Below are 16259 nucleotides of genomic sequence, written 5' to 3'. Positions count from 1 at the left end.
GAAACTGAATCGACTATTTTAATGACAGATAGTTTTTCCATCAAGTTCTCCACTGTTATTATGGATTCAATTGTGACTTCCAACCCCACCAGAGGGTTAGTAGGTACTTATTCAAACAACCAGATTGGCACGACCGAATTACGCCATTATTTCAATTTCGATCGGGCAAGTGACATTTCGTCAATTTTAGACAATACAGGATCCGACACTGAAATTTTAGACTCACTGACCTTAATACTTAATTACTCCGGATTCAGTATTGGTGATACCACTGAAACATTCACCATTCAACTTCATCGATTACAAGAAGAACTGGAGCTAATGGATGTAAATTCAACAACTGACTATCTTTTCAACAACAGTTCTTTCCCCTATGACGAAGAGCCACTGACGACCTATAGCTTTACGCCCTATCCGAATGCGGAAGACAGTATTGAGTTTAGGCTTGACAATGATTTTGCAGAAGAACTTTTTAATCTGTTTGTGGAGCAGGATGATTCAGTTAGCACAAATGATCTTCTGAACGAATATTTGAGAGGTTTTGTCTTGGTTGCGCCAGATTCTAAAGCAATTCTGGGCTTTAATACCACCGATGGCGGTATTAAAATGAAAATGTACACGCATATCGTTAAAGCTGATGTTACTGAGAACGAGTACGAATTTAACTTAACTACTGATTATACAAACTTCAATCAGGCAATTACAGACCGATCGGGAACATCGTTCGAAAATCTTGTTTCCAGGACAGAAGAAATCTCGTCGGCCAACGCTAACGGACTAGCCTACACACAGGGAAGCACCGGAGTTATTTGTCGCATCGATTTTCCAACGATCAATAGTATTTTCACTTTGGATGATCATGTATTAGTAAAAGCGAGCTTAGTTTTAATACCATCTACGGAAAACAATTATCGGGATTTACCGTCTACGTTGATTTTTTACACATCGGGTAAAACGAATAAGATCGGAGACAACCTTACAACGACCAGTTCGTCGGGAACAGAAACAAGCGTAACCGCAACACTTGTGTCCAATTATTTAACGGGTACACATTACTACATCGCTGATCTATCTGATTATTTCCTGACTGAATTAACTGATTATTACTACGATACAAATATTGGACTTTTAGTAATGTTCTCCGGCAATAATTGGTATGATAATTCGCAGTTACTCCTTTTCACAGACAGCAAAGTCGGTACGCTGAGTCCAAAGTTGAACCTTTATTTTCTAAAAAATGAATAAGAGATCCATCCCTGTCAGTCTATTTGCCCTAACATTGGGCTTTCTTTTCATGCAACCAATTGCAGGGAAGGCTCAAAACAATACGCGTTCACCCTATTCAATGTATGGACTTGGTGAACTACGCTCGCAACTAAACCCAGTGAACTCTGCAATGGGTGGTGCCGGTTTCGCGTTGAGCTCAAATAACTTCATCAACACGTTGAACCCAGCCTCGTACAGTGGTATCGACAGTTTAAACTTCATTTTCGATACCGGAGTTGACGGCACGTACTCGACTTTTAAATCACAAGGTGAGTCGGCAAGTTTGCAAAACGCTAACTTTAGCTACCTGGCTTTAGGGTGGCGGATCAATTCAAAAATATCCGCTGGTTTTGGTCTGAATCCATTTAGCTCAACGGGCTACGAAATTAATACGACAGCAGAAATTGAAGGTGTTAATGCCGAATATCCGCTCTCTATTATCGGCACCGGCGATATCAGCAGGGCATATGCCGTAATTTCTTACGAGCCCGTCAAATCTCTTTCAATCGGTCTTAAAACGTCGTTCCTTTTTGGTACGGTTGAACAAACCCAATATCACGACCTGACTATTATCGGAAGTAATTCAGTAATCAACGAAACGACGGATTATTTTCACAATTTCTATTGGGAATTCGGTGCACAATATGCGTTCGATGTTAAAAACTACAGCATAACGGTTGGAGCCATCTACTGCCCTGGCCAACAATTAGTTAATCGTCACGACGTTACAACATACAGCTCCAGTGGTTCAATATATGACGAGAGTAGTGAATACGAAGATAACTTTAACATTCCTGAAGAATTTGGGATTGGTATTGCAGTTAGCAACAACAAAAACCTACTCTATGCACTTGATGCCGGATTCCAAAAGTGGTCTGATTATGATTATGATTTAAGTGGTGTGACATTAAAAAACAACCCCTATTTCAGAACAGGGTTAGAGTTTACACCAACCGAAAATTTCATGGCTCCCTTATACAAACGAGTAAGTTACCGTATCGGGTTTCAATATGCCAAATCGTATCTCCAGCTTCGAGGCATCCAGTTAGACGAATACAATGTATCGTGTGGTTTTGGTGTGCCAATTCGCAACAACAAATCAAAAGTTGATGTCAGTTTTGAAGCCGGTACAAAAGGAACTACATCCAAGCAACTTATCCAGGAAAACTTTGTTCGCCTGCGAATGGGATTCTCCTTGAAAGATCTATGGTTTCAACAACGAAAAATTAATTAATTTTTACAAGGTAAAGCGGTTAATTACAGAGCTTTGGAAATCGCTCTTGTAATTATCGCCTACCGGAATCCAGCGGTCATGGATGATGATCCGGTTCTTTGTAACAGATTTGATTTTATTGGTATTCACAATAAATGATTTATGAACTCTAAGGAAATGGTTCGACGGTAAACTGTCGGCCATTTTTTTTAGGGAATTGAGCGTTATAATAGGCTTGTCTTCATTCTGAATATAAATTTTCACGTAGTCCTTCAGCCCCTCTATATACAACACCTGATTCAACTGAATCTTCACCGATTTGTAATCAGATTTCACCATAATAAAATCATGCTCCGAATCTAAATTCTCGCTTACCTCTTCCCTCTTGACTTTCCGGTTCGAAGCATAAAGCTGGTAAGCCTTGTTGGCAGCACGCAAAAACCGTTTAAACGGAATTGGTTTCAATAAGTAATCGACCGCATTCAGTTCGAACGCTTCTAGTGCATATTCAGAATAAGCTGTGGTGAAAATAAACATCGGCTTAGTGTCCAGACTACTAATGAACTCAACTCCAGAGACATTTGGCAGATGGATATCCAAAAATATAAGGTCAATAGTTGTCTTTTGAAGAATATCAAGAGCCTCAAAAACAGAACTGCATTTCTTCTCCAGTTTTAAAAATGGAATGTTTGAAATGTAATCCTCCAATATTTGTTGAGCCAACGGCTCGTCGTCAATTATTATGCATTTCATGGTACTTGATTATCAATTATAAGTTTTAATTCAACTGTATATAACGAATCTTTTTCAGTCACATTCAATTCGTGTCGTTCCGGATACAATAAATCCAGCCTTTTCTTAATATTTTCCATCCCAATTCCTGTTTCTTCGGGCGGATTAAGTTGTTTTCGTTGTTTTGCAACCACCGGATTTGAAACCATAAAACAAAGCTCTTCGTCCTTAATTTGAAAAAAGACCCGAATCGTATTGCTTTTTGAATAATCGATGCCATGCTTGAAGGCATTTTCAACCAATACTGTAAACAATAAAGGTTCGATCATCTGGTTTTTGGGACTTCCGCTTACCTGAAAATCTATTTTAACCATCTCAGCCAAACGAAGCTTCTGCAAATCGATGAAATTTGCAATATGTCTTATTTCCTTTTTCAACAACACTTTCGGTGCACTTGCTTCATAAATAATGTACCGCATAACCACTGACAACATCATGATAACTTCAGGAGTTTTATCCGATTTACGACGAGCCAAGGCATAAATTCCATTCAACGTATTGAAGAAAAAATGCGGATTTATCTGAGCTTTAAGGTATGACAGCTCTGCGATCAATTTTTTATTCTCAATCTCTTTAAGCTGGTTTTCATTCTTAAACCACTCGCGAGTAACCCGAATACTAGTGCTTACAGCTAACGAAATAAAGCATAACAAAGTCATTCCAAAGTTAATAAAAATTGGCTTTGTTGATGAGGCCATCCAATCATTCCGATTGGTCTGTTGAAGGATCGGTGGAGGTATGTTTAACAGTTCGCGCAGCGATAGCTCGAGATAATAGTTTAGTAAAAGAATCGAAGCTAAAAAACCGACTACTGAAAAAGCATAGCGTTTCAACTTACGGGGAGAAAGAAGACGAGGGATAAGCAAATAGTAGTTCAGATAAAAAACTAATGCTAAAAAAACAAGCCCTTTGATTAATCGGAAGTAGTTTTCACCTTGATTAAAGGCTCTTAGTAAAAAGTGAAATATTATCGTAACTACCAGCCACACAAATATATTTGAGCAGACAATCAGTACCTTATTTTCTTGACGTGTGACCATTAAACAATACAATTATAAACACTTGCTATTTTTCGGAAACAAATAGATTGGTCACAAAAATGGAATAAAAAATTAAGAACTCAAACTCCGACGCAACCTAGCGATCTTCACGAATTGAATTCCTACCTTATTTCAGATTTCCTACTAACGTAATTGAAACAGAGATCGTTTCAGCTGAGTTTCTATATGACAAAACAAGCAGAATAACCGGACGAAAAGTTACCCTGCTTGTTTTTCAAAGTACTGAATAAACCTGCTATAATTCGAGTAATAATTCTTCAGGCAATTTGCCGTCGGTTAGTAATAATTGTGGCTTTTCGAGCAGTGATTTAACTTTTACCAGAAAACCTACCGAATCCTTTCCATCGATAATTCGGTGGTCGTAGGACAGCGCCAGATACATCATCGGACGTATCACAACCTGGCCGTCAACCGCCATCGGACGATCGACAATGTTGTGCATCCCAAGAATAGCCGATTGTGGCGGATTAATAATTGGAGTCGAAAGCAACGACCCAAAGGTTCCGCCATTGGTTATAGTAAAAGTTCCACCGGTTAGTTCTTCCACCGAGATTTTCTTTGAACGGGCTTTTTCGGCTAGCTCCTTGATCTCTAGCTCGATGGCAGGAATCGATTTGCTTTCTGCATTTCTTACAATTGGCACCATTAAACCTTTTGGTGTTTGCACCGCAATTCCAACATCGACAAACTGGGGTGTCAGGATTTCTTCGCCATCAATCATTGAGTTAATGGCTGGATGAAACTGCATAGCTGTAGCTACCGCTTTTGTGAAAAAGGACATGAATCCAAGTTTTAAGCCATGCTTTTCGATGAATTTGTTTTGAAACTGTTTTCTAATTTCCATAATCGGGCTCATGTCGACTTCGTTAAAAGTCGTCAACATCGCGGTTTCATTTTTTACGGCAACCAGTCGCTGACTCAGTTTTCTTCGCAGCATGCTCATCTTTTCGCGCGATTCATCTCTGGAAAACAGATTTTTCGGGGCAGACTCCATCTTTTGAGTCGATGTCGGTTGGTTGATTACAGCTTCAACCTCTTTTTTACCAATGCGCTGCAAACCTTGAATGATGTCATCGACCGACAAGTGGTGTTCTTCCATTATCTCGCGTGCAACGGCTGTTGTTTTAATTCTTCGTTGATCGGCCGATGACGTTTTTTCGGTGGAAGCTTCTGTTTTAATCGTCTCAGGCTCCGCTTTCGGTTGGGCTGCAACGGGCGGATCCAACGCAACTTCGCCTGCTGCATCAGTATCGATGGTACAAGCTAATTCGCCAACAGCAACAGTAACACCTTCTTCAACCTTAAAACTAATTTTGCCCGTTTCCGGAGCTACCAACGTCAGCGTTGCTTTGTCTGACTCAATTTCGGCAACTTCCTCATTTTTCGAAACGATACTTCCATCATCGACAAGCCATTTACCTAGCTCCACCTCTGTGATAGACTCACCAGGTGTAGGTATTTTAATCTCAATAATCATGGTTTTTTATTTTTTTCAAGCGAAAATTGATTCGCTAAATATTGTATTCATAATTTTTTCAAGGCGAAGGTTGTGCTGTCTCATCAGGCCGCCGGCCGGAGTTCCACTTTCGGGACGTGAAGCCAACTCTAAATTCAAATGCTTCAACTTACGCTGAAGGAAAGGCCATGCTCCCATATTTTCCGGCTCGTCTTGTGCCCAAATCAACCGCTTTGCTTTCTTGTATTTTTTCAGCGTAGCTTCGATCTGGTCAGTAGCCAGCGGGAAAAGCTGCTCGATGCGAACAATTGCTGTTGACTCATCTCCCCGATCAACCCGAGCCTTAACCAAGTCGTAATACAGCCGCCCCGATGTAAACACGATTTGAGTAACATTAGCCGGTCGGGCCATTTTATCATCAATAACCTCATTAAAACCACCATCGGCCAATTCTTCTAAAGTACAGCTAACCATGGGGTGACGCAATAAACTTTTCGGGGTAAAAACCACCAAAGGCATTCGCGTGTTCCAATGTAAATGACGACGCAATAAGTGAAACAGACTATCGGGAGTGGTTGGAACAACCACCTGCATATTGTTGTTCGCAGCTAAAGTCAGAAACCGTTCAATACGTCCGCTTGAGTGCTCTGGCCCCTGCCCCTCGTATCCATGAGGCAAAAAGAGCACAAGATTATTCATCAATCCCCATTTTTGTTCCGCTGAAGTAATGTACTGATCGATGATTACCTGAGCAACATTTGTAAAATCGCCAAACTGAGCCTCCCATATTGTTAATGCGTTCGGCTGAGCCATCGAATAACCATATTCGAAGCCCATTACCCCATACTCTGAAAGATGTGAATTATAGATATGGAACGGTGCCTGATTGGGGGAAATATTCTTCAATGGGAAGTATTTCTCATCCATGTCTTCAACTACAAAAGCTGCGTGGCGATGAGCAAAAGTCCCCCGTTCACAATCCTGACCGCTAATTCGCACAGGATGTCCCTCGTCGAGCAAAGTAGCATAGGCTAAAAGTTCGGCCATTGCCCAATCAAGTTTATCATCCGACAACATCATTTTCCTGTCGGCGATAATTCGGTTGACCTTATTAAAGAAGATTTTATCAGCCGGCAAAGTCGTTATTTTCTGCCCCAAAGCAATTAACTTCTCCTTCGTGACTTTTGTGTCCACTCGTTTCGAAAAATCAAAATTCGATGGTTTACGGTAATTCTCATATTCTTCGATCAGAAATTGTTTGATTTTCAATTTTTCAATTTTCTCCGATTCCCGATACATATCATCCAGGTAATTATCGAAATTTATGACTTCCTCCTGTATTTCGTCTTGGCTCATTATACCCATTGAAATCAATTTTTCAGCATAAATATCGCGTGGATTTTTATGTTTGGCAATTGCTTTGTACAACAGGGGTTGTGTAAAACGAGGTTCGTCACCTTCGTTATGACCATATTTACGGTAGCACAGAATGTCGATAAAAACATCGGAGTGAAACTTCTGACGGAACTCCATCGCCATTTTAATGGTATAGACCAAAGCTTCAACGTCGTCTCCATTAACATGAAAAACGGGAGAACGGGTAACTTTCGCTATGTCGGTACAGTATGTACTGGAACGAGCATCTAAATAATTGGTTGTGAACCCTACCTGATTATTGATTACCAAATGAATGGTCCCCCCAGTTCGGTATCCTTTTAGCTGCGACATTTGGATCACTTCGTAGACGATTCCCTGAGCGGCAATTGCTGCGTCGCCATGAATGACAATCGGCGCCAATTTATTAGAATCGCCGTCGTATAACGCATCGATTCGCGAGCGTGACATTCCTTGAACTAAGCTGGCAACCGTTTCCAAATGCGATGGATTGGGCACCAAACTCAGTTCGACTTTAGATCCATTGTCAGATGTTATTGTATTTTCAAACCCCAAATGATATTTCACATCTCCCATTGAAATATCCTCTTCGTACTCTGTTCCGTAAAACTCTTTGAAAATACTATCGTAGGGTTTACCCATAATATTGCTTAGCACATTCAAGCGCCCGCGATGAGCCATACCCAATATGAATTCCTGGATTCCTAATTCGGCACCATGCTCAATTACTGCGTCAAGCGCCGGAATTAAACTCTCTGCTCCTTCGAGCGAGAACCGTTTTTGACCGACAAATTTCTTATGGATATAACTTTCGAAACCGACAGCGACCTTTAAATGGTAATAAATGTGTTTACGCTGTTCCGCAGAAAATAATTGAGAATTTTTGGTGCTCTCCATCTTCTTTTGCATCCATTCAACTATCTCCGGATGCCGAATGTACATGTATTCGACCCCTATTGAATCGCAATAAGTGGCTTCCAAATGCGCGACAATATCTTTCAGTTTTGCCGGGCCAATTCCAAGGCTATTACCTGCTTGGTAAACCTTCTCTAGATCAGCCTTTTCAAGACCGAAATTTTCGATATCGAGGGTTGGTTTATACTTTCTTCTGGCTCGAACCGGGTTGGTTTTTGTGAAAAGATGCCCGCGCTGGCGATAACCATGAATTAGATTCAGAATAGCAAATTCTTTATCAATATTTTCTCCTGAGAATTCCGACTTGCTCTGATAATTTGTGCGGGCTAATTCAAACCCCTTAAAGAAATATCTCCAACTTTCGTCTACACTTTCAGGATCTCTCAAATAATCCTGATATAGCTCATCAACAGCAGCAATCTCCTGATTTCCAACTTGCGAATATTTGTCCATTTTGTTCTGTTCGATTATTCCGACTTTCTGTTTTGAAAAGTTCTAAAGAGTAACAAATAGTGGTTTTTAAAGTTTAACAAATGTTTTGAATTCTGCCCGAAAATTAATTTTTTGCCCTCGACAATGTCTTAAATGGAACAATTCAAAATAAACCATTAAACCTAACCAATTTTAAAGCAAAATTAGACTTTTTAATAGGTTGTCTGTTTATTTATTCGAAAAAAAGGATGTGTTTTTCGGGCCGAAAAGAATGTTAAAACTACTTCACCGGCCAGACAAACGAATAATCAGAATGGTTGATACTAAATCAATTTCGATGAAGTAAATAGAAACCTGTATAAAACAAAATCAACTCTGATTTAATCTGAGGACTCCGGAGAATGTTAGGCATGGTGATTGGTCAGGACAGAAGGATGATTACAAAAAAAACGATAGGGAAAGAGAAATAATCGATGGAAAAGCTAAACCTTTACTCCAAAGGATGCCTTTGTATTATATTCGTTCCAAAATTACATTTCTCATGAAAAGATCTCTTCGAATCCTAATCGCTTTTATCCTCATGCTGGGTTTTATATATGTTGCAGGTCCAACATTTCCTGATCCGAAGTTGCGGAATGAGCTTCCTGTAATCCCAATAGAAAGAGCTGAACTCGATAAATTTTTAGAACTTCAGAAAGACTCATTCCCTGTAAAGCGAAATAATGAAAGTAAAATTATTTGGGCCAACGACAGTCTAAAATCGCAAACTGAATGGAGCCTCCTGTACCTGCACGGATTCTCGGCATCCCGCATGGAAGGCAATCCGACACACCTTAATTTTGCCCGGCACTTTGGAATGAATGCCTTTTTACCGCGATTAGCATCGCATGGGCTTGATGTACCGGATCCGCTGCTCGACATGACACCCGACCGGCTTTACGAGTCGGCGAAAGAAGCCTTAATTATTGCCGGAAAATTAGGAAAAAAGACAATCATCATGAGCACCTCCACGGGTGGAACTTTATCGTTAAAATTGGCAGCAGAATTTCCCGATCTGGTGGATGCTTTAATTTTACTTTCTCCAAATATTGCGATCAACAATTCCGCTGCATTTTTACTTTCTAAACCTTGGGGGTTGCAAATTGCGCGTTTGGTTTATGGAGGCGACTTCCGGACAGTTAATACAAATCCAGACGATAGCGAATGCGACTATTGGAACTGCGTGTACCGTATCGAAGCTATTGTATATCTGCAACAACTGGTCGAATCAACCATGACTCAACATACCTTCCTTAGAGTAAAAGCACCGGTATTTCTTGGTTATTATTATAAGGATGAAACTCATCAGGATGAAGTAGTAAAAGTAGATGCAGCCCTAAAGATGTTTGAGGAATTAGGAACACCGGAGGCCCAAAAACGAGCTCAGTCATTCGATGCCGGAGTACATGTTATTGGTTGTGGAATGTTCTCGAAAACGCAACCCGAAGTTGAGCAGGCAGCAATCAAATTTGCCGAAGATGTATTGAAAATTGAGCGAAAATAAAAAGAGCCGGTTTTACCCGACTCTTCAATCTTATAATGAAGCAAAGAGATCGAACTCTGTCGCATCATTTATTTCAACCTCGTAAAAATTACCGACCTGTATTTCATCTGATTTGTCGATCAATACCTCGCAGTCAACTTCAGGAGAATCGTATTCACTGCGTCCAACGAAATACTCGTCTTCCTCGCGATCAACCAAAACCCGAAGTTTTTTGCCAATTTGCTGCTGACTAAAACGAGCGGAAATCGCCTGTTGCATTTCCATTAACTCTGCCGCTCTTTCTACCTTTACTTCCTCGGGAATGTCGTCTTTGTACATTTTATAGGCGTAGGTGTCATCCTCACTCGAGTAGGCAAATACTCCCATTCTTTCGAACGGATATTCCTGAATAAACGCTTTCAGTTCTTCAAAATCCTCTTCTGTTTCTCCGGGATGACCAACAAGGAACGTGGTACGCAAAGCAATGCCAGGTACTTCTTCCCGAATTTTGTTTACCAGCGCGATTGTTTCGTCTTTCGTAATTTTACGTCGCATGATCCCTAGCATTCGATCGGTGATGTGCTGGAGTGGAATATCGAGGTAATTAGCAACATTTGTGCGTTTCCGCATTACCGTAAGCACATCAGCCGGAAATTTCGACGGATAAGCGTAATGCAAACGAATCCATTCTAACCCTTCAATGTCTGCCAGTTTATCAATCAACTCAGCCAACTTGCTTTCACCGTAACGATCAATGCCATAGTATGATAAATCCTGAGCGATGACCAATATTTCTTTAACTCCACCGGCCACCAGATCTGTAGCTTCAGCAACCAGACTTTCCATTTCGCGCGATTTGTGATTTCCGGTAAACTGAGGAATGGCACAGAATGAACAATGGCGGTTACAGCCTTCACTAATCTTTAGATAAGCAAAATGTGACGGAGTCGTTTTAATGCGGTGATACATTTTTTGCTCATAAAAATTGGCGTTCAAATCCTTGATGATCTCCTTGAAGTCGAACTTACCATAAAACTTATCAACCTCTGGTATCTCAGTGGTCAAATCCTCTTTATACCTGGCCGACAAACATCCCATTACCAGCAATTTATCTAACTTACCCGATTTACGGGCGTCAGCAAAATTAAGGATCGTATTTACCGATTCTTCTTTGGCATCGGCAATAAAACCACAGGTATTTAATATGACAATGTTGGCATCATCTTTATCTGAATCATGTACAACCTGGAATCCATTTAAATCCAGTTGATTCAAAAGCATTTCCGAATCGACCAGGTTTTTCGAACAGCCCAACGTCATGATATTTACTTTACCTCTCTTCATCTTCAAATCTTATTAATTCGTCATCTACAACAATCCAACTTCACTCTGGTTGCGGCTCCACACACAATCGGCTACACCAATACCGCAAAAACCTTGTGTTTTGGCACAAAAACCTGCTCCAAATCAACTTTTGAGGTATAAACCCGCTCTTATTAATTAGTGCTTTTTGTTTTTTAAGAAAATAGTGAATCGACAAATTCAGCACGACGGAATATTTGCAAATCTTCGAGCTTTTCGCCAATTCCGATATATTTCACCGGAATTTTAAACTGATCGCTAATCCCGATCACCACACCACCTTTAGCTGTTCCATCGAGTTTTGTTAACGCTAAAGAAGTAACTTCCGTTGCTTTGGTGAATTGCTTAGCTTGCTCAAAAGCGTTTTGCCCCGTTGAACCATCCAACACAAGAAGAACCTCGTGCGGTGCATCCGGAATCACCTTTTGCATGACCTTCTTGATTTTTGACAGCTCATTCATCAGGTTCACTTTGTTATGCAACCGTCCGGCTGTATCAATAATCACCAAATCAGCCCGCGAAGCTTTTGCTGATTTTAAGGTATCGAATGCAACTGAAGCGGGATCTGAGCCCATATCCTGACGAACAATTGGCACATCAACACGCTTGGCCCAAACTTCGAGCTGATCGATTGCAGCAGCGCGGAAGGTATCGGCAGCACCTAAAACTACTTTTTTACCGGCTTGTTTAAAGTTGTAGGCCAACTTACCGATGGTCGTCGTCTTTCCAACTCCATTCACACCAACAACCATAATCACATAGGGAATTTCACTTTTCGGAAGCTCAAAATCGGTCACATCAGACGTATTATTCTCTTCCAGCAAAGCAGCGATTTCTTCCTTCAAAATTTGGTTCAACTCATCTATACCGAGGTATTTATCGCGTTCAACCCGGCTCTCGATACGGCGAATAATCTTCAAGGTAGTGTCAACGCCAACATCAGAACTAATCAGCACATCTTCAAGGTTGTCCAATACTTCGTCGTCAACTTTAGACTTACCAACGACTGCACGACCCAACTTCTGAAAAACGCTTTCCTTGGTTTTGGAAAGACCCTGATCGAGACTTTCTTTTTTAGCTTTGGAAAAAATTCCGAAAAGACCCATAACAACTTGTTTTTTAAGTGCCGCAATTTACAAAATATTGCCGAATAAGCGGACTCGTTCAAGTAGATTAGCTAACAGGTTGATAACGAACAGATCACCCCTCCCGAAGCTGCCTGATTTCTTCTTTCATTTCTGTCAGCAGATCAGAAAGACGGCTAATTTCCAGGTGACTGGGTTGTGGTAGGTTGAAGCTTAGAACACCATCAGCCTTCCATATCTCTATAACATTTTCGCCATCAACAACATATGGATCATAAACCGTATTATCCGATTTCAGCAAAAACTGCCTGGCACCTCTGGCGTATACCCGCTTGTAAACCAGACCTTCGTCTTTAGTGATCAGAACATACGGATGACCTTCTTTTAGGTCAGCAACAGACTCAACAAACTCACAAAAAACATACGATCCAGGCTGAACGGGCAGCATACTGTCTCCCGTAATTTGAAAAACCCGATAGGTTTTTCCTGGCGATAATTCGGGTACCGGCATATTAAAAGCGGCTAGTTTTCCCAAATACTCAGGATCGGCGAAGCCATTCAAATAGCCAGCTGAAGCTTTGACCGGAACGATCGTTATCAGCTCTTCGTTTTGCGTATTGACCATGATTGACAAGATTTTCAACGTTTCTTTCGCTGTCACATTCCCGGTATAGTTGTTTCTCAAATCAACACCAATCAACTGATCTAATGTCAACCTAAACAGGACCGCAATTTGTTGAATTGCCGAAATTTTAGGAGTCGCTCTCCCCTCTTCGTATGCCCCAATATGAGATTTTTTCAAACCAATTTTTTCTGCCAATTCCTGCTGAGTCATCTGATGACTTTGCCGGAGAAATTTTAGGTTTTCAGAAAGAAAATTCATTTCGCTTATATTTTTAGCCGCATGGATAAAAATAGCTAATATATTTAGTTCGGACTAATATTATTAGCTATTTTTGAAAGGTCATTTTGAATTCGATCAATAAATATAGCCAATATGAAGACATCAGCCATCGATAAACTAAAAATATTAGCCGATGCTGCCAAGTATGATGTATCCTGCGCGTCGAGTGGCAATAACCGACGGAATTCCGGCGGAATCGGAAGTGCTGTTGCTTCGGGCATATGCCACAGCTTTACTGAAGACGGACGATGTGTGAGCCTGCTAAAAATACTGATGACTAATCATTGCATATACGATTGTGCCTACTGCATTAATCGGCGGACAAACGATCGACCTCGGGCAACATTATCAGCACAGGAGGTTGTTGATCTGACAATTAATTTTTACCGAAGAAATTATATTGAAGGACTTTTCCTCAGTTCCGGCGTAATAAAAAATCCAGATTATACGATGGAACGATTAATGCTCGTGGCCAAGAAATTACGAACAGAAGAGCGCTACAACGGCTACATTCACCTGAAGGCCATTCCGGGGTCAAGTCAGGAACTTATTAGGCAGGCCGGGTTATTTGCCGACCGCTTGAGCGTGAATATTGAAATTCCAACAGAACAACAGCTAAAACGACTGGCGCCTGAAAAGAACTATAATACCGTGCTTCAACCAATGGATCAGATTCGGGACGGGATTGTGCGGTACAAGGATGAAAAGAAGAAATATCGATATGCCGAACGCTTTACTCCGGCAGGCCAGAGCACCCAACTTATTGTTGGTGCCAGCCCCGAAACCGACCACCAAATTTTAACATTGGCATCGGGTCTTTATCATCGCCAGAACTTAAAGCGGGTTTATTATTCCGGATATCTACCTGTTAACGAATACGACAAGCGACTTCCTACACTACAAACACCTCCTCTGGTGCGGGAGAACCGATTATATCAAAGCGATTGGCTGATGCGTTTTTATCATTTTAAGGCCGATGAGATCTTGAGCGACAACCAACCTTTTCTGGACCTTGAAATTGACCCAAAACTGGCTTATGCGTTGCGAAATCTGCATCTGTTCCCGGTCGACATTAACCGGGCCGACTACGAAATGATCCTCCGGGTTCCGGGGATTGGAGTTCAATCGGCCCGGATGATTGTAGACTCAAGACGTTTTCGCAAACTAAATAGCATGCACCTGAAAAAAATTGGTGTAGTCATGAAAAGAGCTCAATATTTCGTCACTTGCAACGAACTCCCGGCTAGAAATCGCTATGGTGATCCGCAGATTTTGCGCAACCATATCATTCACGAAAGCCAAACCAAATATCGCAAGACCGGTGATACGCAATTAAGCTTATTTCATTTCACGGAATCGAAATTGCCGGCAGAACTTCCTAAAAACTTCAAACATTAACCAATGGTGGAACTACTTTACGATGGAACATTTGCCGGATTTTTGACAGCCGTTTTTGATTGCTATGCACAAAAAATTGAGGTAAGCAACATTTATCGTGACACGGCTTTCCAAAACAACTTGTTTGCAGACCACATCCTGATAGAAACCAGCGAGCCAAAGTCACAACGAGTATGGACGGCGATTCAACAAAAGCTTCATCCCCGCAACCACGAACTTCCAATCCTCACTTTCCTGTCGGAAGCTGAAGGTATTGAGATGCGCCTGTTCCGTTTTATGCAGCGTGCGTTCGCCTCCGAAACGCGACTTGACACCAATTATGGCGACCCGGACATTCTAGCACTGAAGAAAATTGAACGTCAGGTATTGCAGGAAGCAATGCGAATTCTCCAATTTGTTCGCTTTCAGCAAACTGCAGACAAGATTTACTTTGCGCCCATTGACCCGCAATACGATGTTTTACCCTACGCAATCAAACATTTCAAGGAGCGTTTTTCCGACCAACAGTGGCTCATTTACGATACAAAGCGAGACTATGGATTCTTTTATAACTTACGGGATATCAGCGAAGTGACTTTGAACGACAAAACATTTGCCATACACAACGGCAAGCTGGATCAAAACCTGTTGCAAGAAGATGAGGTTTTCTACCAGACACTTTGGAAAAGCTATTTTAAGCATATAAATATTGAAGAACGTAAAAACCAGAAACTGCAACGTCAGCACATGCCACGCCGATATTGGAAATTTTTGACTGAAAAGAACTAAACCCTGACAAACCAGCCCGTGGAAAGCAAAAAAAGCCTTCACATTTGTGAAAGCTTTTTTTCGTATCGAAAGTATATCTTACTTCTTGTAGAAATCTTTAACCATTTCATTTGGCACTACGCTCTCTTGAAATGTAAATGCGCCGGTTTTAGGTGATTTAGTCATTTTAATCACTTTTGCATATCCTTTACCAGCTCCTTTTTGTAATGATGCAACTGCTTTCTTTGCCATATCTCAAATTATTTAATTTCGCGGTGTACAGTTACTTTTTTCAAGTTTGGGTTGTATTTTTTCAACTCCAAACGCTCAGTTGTATTCTTACGGTTTTTAGTTGTAATATACCGTGAAGTTCCGGGAACAGTAGTTTCCTTTTGTTCGGTACATTCCAGAATAACCTGAACTCTATTTCCTTTTTTAGCCATTTTTTACGCTTTTAAATAGTTGTTACCAAACCTTTTTCTTTCGCATTTTTCAATGCAGAACTCAAACCATTTTTGTTAATGGTACGCAATCCAGCGGCCGAAACAGTCAACACAATCCAACGATCTTCTTCTGGAAGATAGAATTTTTTATTGAACAAGTTCGGACTGAACCGACGTTTGGTTCTTCTTTTCGAGTGAGAAACATTATTTCCCACCATCGCTTTTTTACCGGTTATTTGACAAATTCTTGACATTGTCTTTATTTTTT

General features: G+C 40.9%; 15 protein-coding genes. 5 read left to right on the top strand and 10 right to left on the bottom strand.

Annotation, left to right across the window (positions count from 1 at the left end):
* The coding region (locus ABZD21_RS18575) for a DUF4270 family protein (RefSeq protein WP_372776629.1) at positions 1-1245 on the top strand (1245 nt) is incomplete at its 5' end.
* A complete protein-coding gene (locus ABZD21_RS18570; RefSeq protein ID WP_372776628.1) occupies positions 1238-2500 on the top strand; it encodes a hypothetical protein in 1263 nt (420 codons plus the stop codon). The genes ABZD21_RS18575 and ABZD21_RS18570, both read left to right, overlap by 8 nt.
* A gap of 3 nt (positions 2501-2503) precedes the next feature.
* On the opposite strand, the gene ABZD21_RS18565 is transcribed toward ABZD21_RS18570, so the two are convergent.
* The 4 genes from ABZD21_RS18565 to ABZD21_RS18550 all read right to left on the bottom strand — a co-directional run bounded on the left by ABZD21_RS18565 (position 2504) and on the right by ABZD21_RS18550 (position 8551).
* Positions 2504-3232, bottom strand: coding sequence for a LytR/AlgR family response regulator transcription factor (locus tag ABZD21_RS18565; protein ID WP_372776627.1), 729 nt, complete (start codon positions 3230-3232; stop codon positions 2504-2506).
* Positions 3229-4311: a sensor histidine kinase gene (locus ABZD21_RS18560; RefSeq protein ID WP_372776626.1), complete on the bottom strand. Its 1083-nt coding sequence runs from the start codon at positions 4309-4311 to the stop codon at positions 3229-3231. Before ABZD21_RS18560 ends, ABZD21_RS18565 begins: the two co-directional genes overlap by 4 nt.
* Positions 4312-4567: 256 nt before the next feature.
* Positions 4568-5809: a 2-oxoglutarate dehydrogenase complex dihydrolipoyllysine-residue succinyltransferase gene (odhB, locus tag ABZD21_RS18555; protein ID WP_372776625.1), complete on the bottom strand. Its 1242-nt coding sequence runs from the start codon at positions 5807-5809 to the stop codon at positions 4568-4570.
* Between the two features lie 15 nt (positions 5810-5824).
* Entirely contained in the window at positions 5825-8551 is a 2727-nt protein-coding gene (locus ABZD21_RS18550; RefSeq protein WP_372776624.1) for a 2-oxoglutarate dehydrogenase E1 component, read from the bottom strand.
* Positions 8552-9071: 520 nt separating this feature from the next.
* Here ABZD21_RS18550 and ABZD21_RS18545 point away from each other — a divergent pair.
* A complete protein-coding gene (locus ABZD21_RS18545) occupies positions 9072-10073 on the top strand; it encodes an alpha/beta hydrolase (RefSeq protein ID WP_372776623.1) in 1002 nt (333 codons plus the stop codon).
* A 30-nt stretch (positions 10074-10103) separates the two neighbouring features.
* On the opposite strand, the gene rimO is transcribed toward ABZD21_RS18545, so the two are convergent.
* The 3 genes from rimO to ABZD21_RS18530 all read right to left on the bottom strand — a co-directional run bounded on the left by rimO (position 10104) and on the right by ABZD21_RS18530 (position 13382).
* Complete coding sequence (gene rimO / locus ABZD21_RS18540) at positions 10104-11396, bottom strand: 30S ribosomal protein S12 methylthiotransferase RimO (protein WP_372776622.1); 1293 nt, start codon at positions 11394-11396, stop codon at positions 10104-10106.
* A 173-nt stretch (positions 11397-11569) separates the two neighbouring features.
* Positions 11570-12520, bottom strand: a complete 951-nt coding sequence (gene ftsY / locus ABZD21_RS18535) for a signal recognition particle-docking protein FtsY (RefSeq protein ID WP_372776621.1) — start codon at positions 12518-12520, stop codon at positions 11570-11572.
* Between the two features lie 94 nt (positions 12521-12614).
* Positions 12615-13382: an XRE family transcriptional regulator gene (locus ABZD21_RS18530; RefSeq protein WP_372776620.1), complete on the bottom strand. Its 768-nt coding sequence runs from the start codon at positions 13380-13382 to the stop codon at positions 12615-12617.
* A gap of 114 nt (positions 13383-13496) precedes the next feature.
* Here ABZD21_RS18530 and ABZD21_RS18525 point away from each other — a divergent pair, with 114 nt between their 5' ends.
* Both ABZD21_RS18525 and ABZD21_RS18520 read left to right on the top strand, forming a co-directional pair.
* The gene (locus ABZD21_RS18525; RefSeq protein ID WP_372776619.1) at positions 13497-14801 is read left to right on the top strand and encodes a putative DNA modification/repair radical SAM protein; all 1305 of its coding nucleotides are present in this window, start codon (positions 13497-13499) and stop codon (positions 14799-14801) included.
* A gap of 3 nt (positions 14802-14804) precedes the next feature.
* Entirely contained in the window at positions 14805-15569 is a 765-nt protein-coding gene (locus ABZD21_RS18520; RefSeq protein ID WP_372776618.1) for a TIGR03915 family putative DNA repair protein, read from the top strand.
* Between the two features lie 78 nt (positions 15570-15647).
* On the opposite strand, the gene ABZD21_RS18515 is transcribed toward ABZD21_RS18520, so the two are convergent.
* The 3 genes from ABZD21_RS18515 to rpmB are packed head-to-tail and all read right to left on the bottom strand — an operon-like array spanning position 15648 to position 16245.
* Positions 15648-15800, bottom strand: coding sequence for a DUF4295 domain-containing protein (locus ABZD21_RS18515; RefSeq protein ID WP_372776617.1), 153 nt, complete (start codon positions 15798-15800; stop codon positions 15648-15650).
* 8 nt (positions 15801-15808) lie between these two features.
* Positions 15809-15991 (bottom strand): 50S ribosomal protein L33, encoded by a 183-nt coding sequence (gene rpmG, locus ABZD21_RS18510; protein ID WP_372776616.1) that lies wholly within the window; start codon positions 15989-15991, stop codon positions 15809-15811.
* An 11-nt stretch (positions 15992-16002) separates the two neighbouring features.
* A complete protein-coding gene (rpmB, locus tag ABZD21_RS18505) occupies positions 16003-16245 on the bottom strand; it encodes a 50S ribosomal protein L28 (protein ID WP_372776615.1) in 243 nt (80 codons plus the stop codon).
* Positions 16246-16259: the final 14 nt, after the last annotated feature.

Source organism: Mangrovibacterium sp., from assembly GCF_041596335.1.
Classification (GTDB): Bacteria; Bacteroidota; Bacteroidia; order Bacteroidales; family Prolixibacteraceae; genus Mangrovibacterium.
The sequence above is the reverse complement of the archived record's forward strand: the minus strand, read 5'-3'. Positions and strand labels throughout refer to the sequence as shown.

Coding starts and splice junctions, on each gene's coding strand:
- ABZD21_RS18525 (WP_372776619.1), top strand. CDS start 13,497: ATGAAGACATCAGCCATCGATAAACTAAAAATATTAGCCGATGCTGCC.
- ABZD21_RS18560 (WP_372776626.1), bottom strand. CDS start 4,311: ATGGTCACACGTCAAGAAAATAAGGTACTGATTGTCTGCTCAAATATA.
- ABZD21_RS18515 (WP_372776617.1), bottom strand. CDS start 15,800: ATGGCAAAGAAAGCAGTTGCATCATTACAAAAAGGAGCTGGTAAAGGA.
- rpmG (WP_372776616.1), bottom strand. CDS start 15,991: ATGGCTAAAAAAGGAAATAGAGTTCAGGTTATTCTGGAATGTACCGAA.
- rpmB (WP_372776615.1), bottom strand. CDS start 16,245: ATGTCAAGAATTTGTCAAATAACCGGTAAAAAAGCGATGGTGGGAAAT.
- odhB (WP_372776625.1), bottom strand. CDS start 5,809: ATGATTATTGAGATTAAAATACCTACACCTGGTGAGTCTATCACAGAG.
- ABZD21_RS18550 (WP_372776624.1), bottom strand. CDS start 8,551: ATGGACAAATATTCGCAAGTTGGAAATCAGGAGATTGCTGCTGTTGAT.
- ABZD21_RS18520 (WP_372776618.1), top strand. CDS start 14,805: ATGGTGGAACTACTTTACGATGGAACATTTGCCGGATTTTTGACAGCC.
- ABZD21_RS18545 (WP_372776623.1), top strand. CDS start 9,072: ATGAAAAGATCTCTTCGAATCCTAATCGCTTTTATCCTCATGCTGGGT.
- ftsY (WP_372776621.1), bottom strand. CDS start 12,520: ATGGGTCTTTTCGGAATTTTTTCCAAAGCTAAAAAAGAAAGTCTCGAT.
- rimO (WP_372776622.1), bottom strand. CDS start 11,396: ATGAAGAGAGGTAAAGTAAATATCATGACGTTGGGCTGTTCGAAAAAC.
- ABZD21_RS18530 (WP_372776620.1), bottom strand. CDS start 13,382: ATGAATTTTCTTTCTGAAAACCTAAAATTTCTCCGGCAAAGTCATCAG.
- ABZD21_RS18565 (WP_372776627.1), bottom strand. CDS start 3,232: ATGAAATGCATAATAATTGACGACGAGCCGTTGGCTCAACAAATATTG.
- ABZD21_RS18570 (WP_372776628.1), top strand. CDS start 1,238: ATGAATAAGAGATCCATCCCTGTCAGTCTATTTGCCCTAACATTGGGC.